Annotated in this window: 9 protein-coding genes; 6 read left to right on the top strand and 3 right to left on the bottom strand. The window is 60.1% G+C overall.

Translation table 11 applies throughout. The features are described from left to right. Nucleotides 1–26: 26 nt before the first annotated feature. Complete coding sequence (locus tag EC9_RS24995) at nt 27–1397, bottom strand: NAD-dependent succinate-semialdehyde dehydrogenase (RefSeq protein WP_145348712.1); 1371 nt, start codon at nt 1395–1397, stop codon at nt 27–29. A gap of 25 nt (nt 1398–1422) precedes the next feature. Beyond that, entirely contained in the window at nt 1423–2202 is a 780-nt protein-coding gene (locus EC9_RS24990; RefSeq protein WP_145348711.1) for an SDR family NAD(P)-dependent oxidoreductase, read from the bottom strand. 285 nt (nt 2203–2487) lie between these two features. Here EC9_RS24990 and EC9_RS24985 point away from each other — a divergent pair, with 285 nt between their 5' ends. From EC9_RS24985 to EC9_RS24960, 6 genes are all read left to right on the top strand, one after another. Next, the gene (locus EC9_RS24985) at nt 2488–3591 is read left to right on the top strand and encodes a baeRF3 domain-containing protein (RefSeq protein WP_145348710.1); all 1104 of its coding nucleotides are present in this window, start codon (nt 2488–2490) and stop codon (nt 3589–3591) included. A 241-nt stretch (nt 3592–3832) separates the two neighbouring features. Further along, nucleotides 3833–4087 carry a GlsB/YeaQ/YmgE family stress response membrane protein gene (locus tag EC9_RS24980; RefSeq protein ID WP_145348709.1) on the top strand — a complete coding sequence of 85 codons (255 nt, stop codon included), beginning with the start codon at nt 3833–3835 and terminating at the stop codon, nt 4085–4087. 76 nt (nt 4088–4163) lie between these two features. Then, nucleotides 4164–4979 (top strand): EcsC family protein, encoded by an 816-nt coding sequence (locus EC9_RS24975; protein ID WP_145348708.1) that lies wholly within the window; start codon nt 4164–4166, stop codon nt 4977–4979. Then, nucleotides 4976–5698 (top strand): hypothetical protein, encoded by a 723-nt coding sequence (locus tag EC9_RS24970; RefSeq protein WP_145348707.1) that lies wholly within the window; start codon nt 4976–4978, stop codon nt 5696–5698. Before EC9_RS24975 ends, EC9_RS24970 begins: the two co-directional genes overlap by 4 nt. A 54-nt stretch (nt 5699–5752) precedes the next feature. Next, complete coding sequence (locus tag EC9_RS24965; RefSeq protein ID WP_145348706.1) at nt 5753–5941, top strand: hypothetical protein; 189 nt, start codon at nt 5753–5755, stop codon at nt 5939–5941. A 54-nt stretch (nt 5942–5995) separates the two neighbouring features. Continuing rightward, complete coding sequence (locus EC9_RS24960) at nt 5996–11308, top strand: non-ribosomal peptide synthetase (protein ID WP_246105868.1); 5313 nt, start codon at nt 5996–5998, stop codon at nt 11306–11308. Here the strand turns inward: EC9_RS24960 and EC9_RS26795 are convergent. Continuing rightward, a complete protein-coding gene (locus tag EC9_RS26795; protein ID WP_218934423.1) occupies nt 11305–11451 on the bottom strand; it encodes a hypothetical protein in 147 nt (48 codons plus the stop codon). The genes EC9_RS24960 and EC9_RS26795 overlap by 4 nt on opposite strands. Nucleotides 11452–11817 lie beyond the last annotated feature (366 nt).

Genomic DNA, 11817 nt, shown 5'->3' with positions numbered 1-11817 from the left:
TGGAATGGCGGACGTCGGCGGCGTAATCACTTTTTGCCGAGGTGAATCAACTTCTTATTTACAAACTCCAAGATCCCCAAGTGCGACAGTTCGCGACCGTAGCCGGAGTTCTTGATTCCGCCAAAGGGAAGTTCCGCTTGCGACTTGGTCGGTTGGTTGATGAAGACCATCCCGGTCTCGATCTTTTCGGCGACGCGTCGGCCGCGTTGCACGTCGGCGGTATAGACGCTGCCGCCGAGACCGTACGACGAACGATTCGCCAGCTCGATCGCTTCCGCTTCATCTTTGACGACATAGACCGTCGCAACCGGACCAAACAGTTCCTGATCGAAAGTCGGCATCTCGGGCGTGACATCGGTCAGGATCGTCGGGTTGAAGTAAGCTCCTTCGCGATCGGGCCGATCGCCTCCGATCACGACAGTCGCTCCGGCGTCGATTGACGATTGCACCTGTTGCTGCAGTTTGACAGCAGCCGATTCGGTCGACAGTGGCGAGAGCGTCGTTTGCTCGTCCATCGGGTCGCCCATCTGAAGCGTGGAGAGCTGTTTTTTGAAGCCCTCCAAAAAGCGTTCGGCAACCGCTTCGACAACAATAAAACGTTTCGACGCGACGCACGATTGACCGGCGTTGACCATCCGCCCTTTGACAGCCAGTTCGACAGTTTTTTCGAGGTCGGCGTCCTCCAAGACGATAAACGGATCATTGCCGCCGAGTTCCAAGACGCTTCGTTTTAGGTTCTTCCCCGCCAGCGCCGCGACCGCGGCGCCCGCCGGTTCGCTGCCGGTCAGCGAGACGCCTTGGACCCGCCGGTCCGCGACGATCATCTCCACAAACTCCGACGGGATAAACAGGTTCGTGTAGACGCCGTCGGGCAATCCGCAGCGCGAGTACAGATCTTCGATCGCCGCAGCGCACTGCGGGACGTTGCTGGCGTGTTTCACCAACACCGTATTGCCCGCCATGATGTTCGGCGTGGCGAAACGGACGACTTGGTAGAACGGGAAGTTCCACGGCATCACGCCCATCAAAACGCCAAGCGGTTCGTAGTGGATGTAGGCATCGGCGTCGGCGACCTCCATCGGTTGGTCGGCCAGAAAACGCTCGGCTCCGTTGGCATAAAACTCCGCGATCTTCGCACAGTATTCGATCTCGTACTGACTCTCCGAGATCCGCTTGCCCATGTCCAAGGTGATCATCCGGGCATATTCGTCGGCATCGGCTCGCAGCAGGTCGGCGAACTTCAACAGACACCTCTGCCGCTCCGCAAACGTCGTCTCTCGCCACGATTGGTAGGCCTGATCGGCAGCCTCGATCGCATCGAGCACGGCATCTTTATTGAGCGGTTCGAATTCGTGGATCGTCTGGTTCGTCGCGGGATTGATACTTGCGATCGACATGGTATTCACCTTTGGGTGGTTGGGATTAAGAAGCGTGAGAGACGCTCTGCATCTTCGCTACAAGTTTGCGTGTCGCGATGCGAGGCAGAAAGCCAGCCGATGTCACCATCAGCCGATTCTTCCAACCGGGGATCACGACGTCGTCGTTCTTTCGATAGCCGCGATAGCCCGCCGCGGCAACATCCTCGGCCGACATCGCCGCCGAACTAAACATGTCCAGCTTGCCCATGCCCGAATCGTCACCGAAACCTGTCTCGGTTGGCCCCGGTTCGAGACATGTGACGTGCAGCCCCGTCTCCGAAAGCTCCTCGCGAAGCCCTTCGGTGAACGACAGCACATACGCTTTGCTGGCGTAATAGACCGACATGTTCGGACCGGCTTGATACGCGGCGATCGAACCGACGTTCAAGATGCCTCCCTTGCCGGTGGCCAACATCGCGGGAAGCAACAGCCGCGTCAGACGAGTCAACGCGACGACGTTGACCATCAACATATCGGTCTGTCGGTCGACGGGCAGTTCGGCAAACCGCCCCAACGCACCAAAACCAGCGTTGTTTACGAGCGTGTCGATCTGGATCTCATCGGTTCGCAGCCGCTCACACAACCGATCGACTCCATCGGTTTCTGCGAAGTCGCTGCGGATGACGGTCGCGGCGACACGATGCGTCTCGCGAATCTCGACCGCCAATTTTTGCAGCTTCTCTTCGCTGCGAGCGACCAGCACGACGTCGTCTCCCCCGGCGGCAAACTGTTTGGCCAGTTCCCAGCCGATGCCGGATGAGGCTCCAGTAATCAATGTGGTCATTTGTTTTCCCAGCGACTCGAGTTCGAAAGACGTTCCGGCAAAGCGACGCCCGTCAAAGACAGGCCATTCAATCGCGTGGCAGCAGCGGCTAGCAAGACTCTCCCGTGCGATTGTCGTGCCAATATTCAATATCCCCGCATGAGCGATCGATTTCTAGTCTTTCGACAAGACGTTGCATGTAATTGAATTCGTTGGGATCGCGATGGTTCGGTCGGTCGGCATTCGGTTTGCAGCTACCCAAGTCCAGTTGATTCCAATTTGCAAACCACAGCCCCGAGGATACTCATGTCGACGACGACCCAAGAGACGACCCTTCGCACCCTGAAAGCAAGCGATCTGAAAGAGCTGGCGAACGTCTGCGCCGACCCTTGCGTTTCGATCCTGCTACCGACGCACCGCACCGGCCGCGAAGTCCAACAGGCTGCGATTCGGCTCAAAAATCTGCTCGCTCAAGCGTCCGATCAACTCAAATCGCCCGGCCACGACTGTTCGATCCTCGACCCCGTTGTGTCATTATCAACCACGACCGACTTCTGGCAGCATCAGGCCGATGGGCTGGCGATCTATCTGACGACCGACCAGTTGTGGGCTTTTCAATTGCCACATTCCGTGAAGGAACGGAGCTGCGTGGGTGATTCGTTTTTCTTGTCCCCGCTGGCGCCGCAGCACAGCCGCGATGGGCACTGCTTCGCCCTGACGCTCACCTGGGATGACGCGAAGTTGTACCGATGCGATGGCGAGTCGATGGAGTTGGTGGAAACCGATGGGCTGCCGGCGAAGTTTCACGATCTGGTGCTGCCTCGCGATCCCGAAGAGAACCTGCAGAACACCAGCCACCGCAGCGTCGCCGACACGCCCGGCACGTCGACGGCGATGTTCCACGGCCACGGCGAGGGAGAGGACAAAATCCGGGCCGATCGCCAGCAGTATCTGACGCGCGTCGATGACCTCGTCAGTTCCGCGGTCTATAACTCCAACCTGCCTTTAGTCGTCGTCGCCACGAAAGAAGTAACCGGACACTTCGCAGCGACTACCGATCTGGCGATCGATGCCAAAGTCGACGGGAGCCCGTCGCGGTGGAGCGATGAGAAATTGAACCAACAGGTCTGCGACGCGATGTCCGATCCCGCAGGGCAGGCACAATCGGACTTCGCAGAACGTTTCGGGGCCGCAGCGGCTCAATCGCTCGCATCGAGCGACATCACCGAAGTCATCTTTGCCGCCAAGCATGGGCGGATCGATTCGGTCATGGTCTGCGAAAAGGAATCGGTCGACGACCTGGTGAATCTCGTTGTGATTCAAACGCTGCGTCATGGCGGAACCGTCCTGCGAGGAGCCAACGATTCGATGCCCGGCGGTCATGCCGTCGCCGCGATCTATCGCTTCTAGCAACCGCCAGAAAGCCCCTCACCCCCCAGCCCCTCTCCCCAAACGGGGCGAGGGGAGCGAGACAAATAAGAAGCCTCTCTCCCCACATGGTGCGCGAAGAAGCGAGTCGCCCGAACTGGCACCTCTCCCCCGGGCTTTGCATTCTTGAGCGGATGTGGCACGAGAATTGCTGCGGTTCGAGTTGGTTCCGGTTGCGTTACGACGCTCGACCGGGTGGCAATTTCACATACAGGAAACCTTTATGTTCTCGATCATCGGCTGGATCTTCTTTGGGCTACTCGTCGGCTTGATAGCTCGTAGCCTCGTTCCCGGCACGCAACCGATGGGCTGCTTCCGCACGATCATGTTGGGCGTTGCGGGCTCTTTTGTCGGCGGGGCGATCGGGTATTTGCTGCAGGGCGGTTCCGCGGTCCAATCGAGCGGTTGGATCGGGTCGATCGTTGGTGCGATCCTATTGCTGGTGATTTCCGTTCGTCGCAGCAAGTTCATCGATTAGGCCCCCGCCGACTTCCGATATAAACGGTGAATATCAAATGAATAAAACAGTAGCCTTAGGATCGAAAGCGATTCCGATGACAAATGAACTAATCGACAACCGGTTGCCCGATTCGGCAACCGACGAGCTCCGCGAAGCCAAGCGGATTCTGGAGCACCACGGGATCGCAGACCGTTTGACCGAGATGATCGGAGCTCCGATCACCGCTTCGCTGAGGCTGTTGCCCGACGTCGCCGAAAACGCTGTCTACGCTGCGATCGACAAATCGTTAAACGTCGCGTTGGATGTCGCTCTCCGCACGCTCGGTGACGACGCGGGCAAGACGGGCAAACCTCGCTTGTTGACGCACAAACTGTTGGCCGGACTATCCGGAGCCGCCGGTGGCGCGATGGGTGGCGCAACGGTCGCCGCCGAATTGCCCGTCTCGACGGTGTTGATCCTCCGCAGCGTCGCCGACATCGCTCGCAGCGAAGGGGAGGATTTGTCGAGCGTCGAATCCCGCCTGGCCTGTCTGCAAGTCTTCGCGCTGGATCCGGGAGCGAAGTCGGAAGTCGACGACGATACCGAGATCGGATACTTCGCAGTTCGCGCGGCGATGGCCAAACAGATTCGCGACGCTTCGCAGTACGTACTGAAAAACGGCTTCGCCGATTCCGCGGCCCCGCCGTTGGTCAAACTAGTGGCTCAGATCGGCAAGCGGTTTGGCGTCGTTGTCAGCGAAAAGATCGCAGCTCAAGCGATCCCCGTGATCGGAGCGATTGGCGGCGCATTGATCAACAGCTACTTCATCGACCACTACCAAGACCTGGCCCGCGCCCACTTCACGATTCGCCGCTTGGAACGCGCTTACGGCCAAGCTGTCGTTCGCGAGTCTTACGGTACGTTGACGTGATCCCCGATTATCCCGACCAGACCAACGTCCTGGTCGTCTCCTATCTGACGATCCGCCGCGCGATCGGTGTCAGCGGGCTGCTGCTGCCGCTGGTCCTGGGCCCTGGAGGCTGGCTGTTTGGAATTCCGTTTCAGCACAACATCAGCAGCTACTATCACACCGGGATGCGTGACATCTTCGTCGGCACGCTGTGCGCGATCGGTATTTTTTTGTACTGCTACCGCGGTTATGACTGGATCGAAAACTGGACCGCCAACCTCGGCTGTGCTTCGGCGCTCGGCGTGGCGCTTTTTCCGCTGGACTTCAACAGCGACCCGCTGGTGCAGAAATCGCTGACCGGGTACCTGCATACGTTCAGCGGCGGCGTCTTCTTCCTGACGCTCGCCTTCTATTCGCTGTACCACTTTCCCCGCGATTCGCAGCGGGAAGCCGAACCGCACCTGCAGGAACGACGGTGGATCTACCGGGCCAGCGGGATCGTGATCCTGATCAGCTTGGTCACGATGGGAGGATTCCTGTTCGTCTTGAATAGCCAATGGAAGCAAACGCTCAACGATTACAACTTCCTGTTCTGGATGGAGTGGATCGCGATCTGGGCGTTTGCCGCCGCCTGGCTCGCCAAAGGACGCACGATCATCGCCGACATCGCCGTCGACGTATTGGCCTACGCCAATCAATTGATCCCCAAACGCCGGACGGGGAACGATCGGCCCCAATGAGCAGAAAAAGCACTCCAACCAGCCGCTGCGACCCGGCGATTCGCGGCGGATCTCATGTCAGCCGCCGCCACATTGGACCGGATCTTCAGCGGCGATGTGCCGATTATTTTGGAAGCCGATGCGTCGATCGCCGCCGCTTCGCCCGGGATGGCGGCCCGGGCGGTTTCCTGGACAATGCTTGCAATTGCCGGCCGGTTCGGGATGCGGGCGGCCGCGTCCCAGCGGCTGAACGTCGACCAGTAGCGTGCTAGCAATACCGACCAGAACTCACATTTTCATCGCGGACCTGAATTAGTCATGCCCGATTTTCAAGACCGCTTGCGGCAGCTGAGCCCCGAGAAACGTGCGCTCCTGGAACAGATGCTGCTCGAAAAATCGCGGCGTCGGCCGGCGCAAACTGCTCCGACGACCAAGATCCCGCGGCGCCCCGCCGATGCGCCGCAGCTGCTCTCTCAGGCCGAACAGCGGTTGTGGTTCGTCGATCGACTGGAACCGGACGATCCGTTTTACAACATGCCGCTGGCCGCGCGGATCACGGGGCCGCTGGATCGGCAGGCCTTCGCGCGTTCGATCCAGGCGATTGTCGATCGCCACGAAACGCTACGGTCGACCTACCACTTGGTCGATGGCCAACCGGAGCGGCGGGTCGCCGAAACGCTAGCGATCGAGCCGCGGTTCGTCGACGAATTCGAAGACCTTCCGCGACAACTGACGCTGGAGAGCCGAGAGTCGTTCGACATCGAGACCGGGCCGCTGTTCCGCGCGATCGTCTACCGGATCGCAGAGGAAGAACATGTCGTGCTGTTAGTGATGCATCACATCGTCTCCGACGGCTGGTCGATGATCGTGATGCTCAAAGAGATCGCGGCCTTCTACGCCGCTTTCCAATCCGATCCCTCGCGGCCGATCGACGACGCGTCGATCCTGCCACCGCTGCCGATTCAGTACTCCGACTTTGCCTATTGGCAACACTCGGCGATGTCGGAATCGCGGATGGAGCAACAGCTGGAATACTGGCGAACCCAGCTGGCCGGAGCTCCGATGGCCCTCGACTTCCCGACCGATTTCCCGCGGCCGGCGACGCAAGATTTTGATGGGGCCACGCTGCCGTTGGAACTGCCGCAGGCGTTGACGCTGCAGATCAACGCGCTGGCCCAGTCGATGCAGTGCACCCCGTACATGGTCTTGTTGGCAGCTCAAGCAACACTGCTGTCGCGGTTCGCGCGGCAGAGCGACGTCGTGCTGGGAACCGCCGTGGCCAACCGCACCGAACCGGAACTCGAAGCGTTGATCGGGTTCTTCGTCGGCACGCTGCCGCTGCGGATCAAGACCGCTGGCAACCCGACGTTCCGCGAACTGTTAGATCATGTCCGGCAGGTCACTTTGGGCGGCTACGATCACGCCGATCTGCCGTTCGAGCGGATGGTCGAAGAGTTTGCTCCGCGACGCGACCGCAGCTATTCACCGATCTTCCAATCCGCTTTGGTGATGCAGAATCTGCCCCGCGACTTCAACCACGGCCAGACGACGATCCAGCCAATTCCGATCGACAACGGAACGGCTAAATACGACCTGACCTTCTTCTTGTGGGAAGAGACGCAGCGGTTGATCGGTCACGTCGAATACCGCACGCGGCTGTTCCGCCCCGAGACGATCGCTCGACTGATCGACAGCTTTACCGTCCTGTTGACCGCTGCGGTCGCCGATCCCGATTGTGGCATCGATCTGTTGCCAGCGGTCTCGCCCCAGCAGCGGCGGTGCGTGATCGACGATTTTAACCCGCCCGTCGTGGAGTTCGTTCCGCCGCATACGGTGCACGAACACTTCGATCTCCGCGCGGCGACCGATCCCGACACGGTTGCGGTTCGGGCCCAGGGAGATTCGATCACGTTTGGCGAACTGAACCGGCGAGCCAACGCATTGGCGGCGACATTGGTCGCCCGAGGCGTCGGCGACGAAGCGACCGTTGTCGTGGCGTTGCCCCGATCGATCGACGCGATCGCATCGATGTTTGCCATTTTCAAAGCCGGCGGGACCTACGTTCCGATCGATCCCGCAGTCCCCTTCGCGCGGGTCGCGTCGGTCGTTGGCGACGTCGCGGCGACGCTGACCATTGCCGATGAAGACCTCTGTTCGGAGCTAACGTTTGCCGGGATCACGTGTTCCACCGTCGCCGGCTTGTTGGAATCCACAGCCTCCGCGCCGGCCGAAGCGAACCTGGCCGGACGCGCCACCGCGACCAGCCGCGCCTACATCATCTTCACCTCCGGATCGACCGGAGTTTCCAAAGGGGTGCAGATCGAACATCGCACGATCGTCAACTTCATCCTCGCTCAGATCGAACGGATGGGAGTTACCGACAGCGATCGCGTGATGCATGGCTTTTCGCCAAGCTTCGACGGTGCGATTTCGGAGATCCTGCTAACGCTGCTCAGCGGCGCGACGTTGGTGATCGCCGACGCCGATACGATTCGCGATCCGCGTCTGTTGACCGCGATGCTGCAAGACGAACAGGTCACCGTGGCAAAGTTTCCCCCTGCCCTGCTGTCGATGCTGCACAGCGATCAGCTTCCCAATTTGAAGATCGTCGCTTCGGCTGGCGACAAATTGACCGGCGAACTGGCGCGGCGTTGGGTGCCGGGCCGACGGATGTTCAACGGCTACGGACCGACCGAAGCGACCGTTGGCGTGTCGATGATGCTGATCCCCGATCCGTGCAGCGACGATCGGCCGCCGATTGGTGGCCCGATGCGGAACATGCGGATGTATGTTCTCGATCCGCAAGCCCAGCCGGTGCCGATCGGGATGCCGGGAGAGATCTACATCGGCGGCCGAGGCGTCGGTCGCGGCTACTTGAACCAACCCGAACTGACAGCCAAGGTCTACGTTCCCGATCCGTTTGTCGACGATCCGACGGCGCGGATGTATCGGACGGGCGACCTGGGCCGCTGGTTGCCCGACGGCGTGGTGCAGTTCCTTGGCCGCGTCGACGATCAGATCAGTCTGCGTGGTTTCCGCATCGAACCGGGCGAGATCGCGGCGGCACTGGAGCGTTTGCCACAAGTTCGCCAAGCGGCGGTGGTGCTGCGAGGCGAAGCTGATTCGGGACAGCTGGTCGCTTATGTTGTGCCCGAGTCGGCCGACAGACAGGATTCCGCGGCGCAATCGCTCGAGCACGCGCATGTCGACAGTTGGAGCGATCTGTTTACCAACGCGCACCGCGTCGCGCCACCGGTGCTGAACCCCGAGTTCAACATCACCGGTTGGATCAGCACGTTTACGGGACAGCCAATTCCGGGCGATGAGATGGTCGAGTGGGCCGATGCGGCGGCGCGGCGAATCGAAGATCTGCAGCCTCAAAACGTGCTGGAGATCGGCTGCGGAACGGGGCTGATTCTGTTGCGGATCGCTGGCCAATGCGATTCGTACGTCGGAACCGATCTGTTGGCTCCGTCGTTGGAAAACGTGCGGCAAGCGTTGAAGAACCGTCCCGAATTGGCGGGCAAAGTCGAATTGTTCCATCAGCCGGCCGACGATTTGGAAAACCTGGCCGATCGCCGCTTCGATCTGATCGTGCTCAACTCGGTCGTCCAATATTTCCCCAGCGTCGACTACCTGGCTCGCGTCATCCAACAGGCCTCGCGTCTGCTGGCTCCCGGCGGACGGATGTTCCTGGGCGATCTGCGGAACTACCGTCTGCAGTCGGCGATGGCGACGGCGATCGAACTGCAACAGGCTCCCGACGCGCTGTCGATCAAGTCGCTGCGGGACCGCGTCGCGGCGCGGATCCAGCACGAAGAGGAACTGTTGATCGACCCACGGTTGTTCGCGGCGCTCAAGTCGCGAATCGAAAACTTGACCGGCGTCACGGTCCAGTTGAAAGATGCCACCGCCGAAAACGAACTCAGCTGGTTCCGGTACGACGTCGTGCTGGAGTTCGATCGACCGACGCCGGCCGAGGATCGGCAGCGGATCGAATTCACAGACGACTTCGATTTCGAATCGTTCTCGCGCCAGTTGGCTCAATCGCCGCAGCAGGCTTTTGTGCTGCAGGGTGTCCCCAACGCGCGGGTCGCCCGCGACGTCGCGATCCAAAACAAACTGGCCAGGTTTGTCGAGGACCGAAGCGTTGGCGAACTGAAGCAATCGGTCGGCGAGATCCCGACGCAACATCCGCAAACATTCTGGAAACTTGCGACCGAGCTCGACAGGTCGGTCAATCTCTCCTGGAACGTGGACGATCCCGCAGCCTTCGACGTCACGATCGACGCGGCCATCAATACGGCGGAATCGGTGCCGGCGGTGGCTCCTGTGGTTCCAGGCACGCTGGTCGGGCTGGATGGGCTTGGGCAATTCGCCAGCAACCCGTTGGCCAGTCGGACGCAACAACAGTTTGCCAAACAGGTACGCGATGCGTTGAAGGATCGGCTGCCGCAATACATGATCCCGTCGTCAGTGGTTACGCTGAACGAAATCCCACGGACGATCAACGGCAAGCTGGACAAAGACCGCTTGCCCGCCCCGGCGGGACGCCCGGAAGGTGCCGCGGGATTTGAGCCACCGGCGACTGACGAGGAACGATTGATCGCGGGGATCTGGGAAGATCTGTTGGATGTTCGTCCGATCGGCCGCGTCGACAACTTCTTCGAACTGGGCGGGCACAGCATGTTGGCGGTCCGGATGATGTCGGAGATCGAACGCCTGGCCGGGCATGCGATCCCGCTAGCCGCTCTTTTCCAAGACCCCACGGTGGCGCATCTGGCATCGATCCTCGGACGCCCCGAATCGGCCATGACCGCATCGTCGCTGGTCCCTCTGCGAACCAGCGACTCCGGCGTCCCGTTGTTCTGCATCCATCCGGCCGGCGGAACCGTCTTCTGCTACCTGGACCTGGCCCGCAGCTTGTCGCAAGACCGCCCAGTCTATGGACTGCAGGCGGTCGGTGTCGACGGCAGCCACCCACCGCAAGAGACGGTGGAGGAGATGGCCGCGCATTACGCGAAAGCGATCGAGCAGCAATGCCCCGAGGGAATGTTGCACGTCACCGGATGGTCGCTGGGAGGGAACATCGCGTACGAAGTCGCTTGTCAATTGAAAGCGATGGGACGCGAGGTCGGGATGCTGGGGCTGATCGATTCGGGGCTGATGGACGACAACTCGACGCTCAGCGAAGAGGACTTCCTGCCGCTGATCATGGCTCTGTTCCCCGGCGCCGAAGCTCATTTCTCGTTGGAAGAATTGCGGAAAAAGTCGCCAGCCGAACAGCTGGCCTACTTCACCAGCCAAGCTGCTCAGGCGGGGATCGTGCCGGACGAAGCCTCCGATTACGGCCAAAACGTCTACCAAGTCTTCCAAGCAAATGTCAAAGCGGTCCACACGTATCGGGCCCCAAAGTTTGATGGTCCGCTGACCCTGATCCGCCCCGCCGAACAAGCGCGGACCGGCAACCTGTTCGACGACACCGCTCTGGGGTGGCAGTCGCATGTCACCGAAGTGCGGAACGTCCAGGTCCCAGGCGACCACGCTCACATGCTGCAGCCCCCCGCGGTGGAAGTGCTAGCAAAATCGCTGGAGACGATCATGCAGCAGACCGAACAGACTGGCCGCTAAAAACAAATGCTTATCCGTGGCGGGGCGTCGGTATGGGCACCCTTGCGGATCGGCAGATGGCGTTTCGCTGCAAAATCTGGCTGTCCAACGAGGATGTCGGCGATAAAAATAAATATTCTTTCACCGCCGGAATCGCTCGTCATCAGATGACTCTAAGTCGACTGATTTGCCATTGAATGCAGTTTTGCCAGCTCAATGGCGATCAAAGCGTCGGGCAAAACTGGCGTGAAAGCCGCACGAATTTGGGTGGTTTGCAGATTGTCGGCCAATGTATACGCATTGGCGTGGACAATGGTTCGGTGGGTCGCTAATATTTCCCTCGGACAGCAGCTGAGTGGTTTTCCGACACATTGGGAAATCGAAAGCTTGGAGATGGCTTTGGCAGCATGTCCACTTATTACATCTCTAAACCTTATACTGAGTGCATTCGTCGATTGGCGAGTGCACTTTTTTTATTGCCTGAGACCGCTTTCTCACCCTCCCTGGCAATACGAGCGCGAAGCGCAAGC

The sequence above is a fragment of the Rosistilla ulvae genome (genome assembly GCF_007741475.1).
GTDB classification, from domain to species: Bacteria; Planctomycetota; Planctomycetia; order Pirellulales; family Pirellulaceae; genus Rosistilla; species Rosistilla ulvae.
Note: the sequence above shows the minus strand (reverse complement) of the source record. Positions and strands in the feature narration are given on the sequence as shown.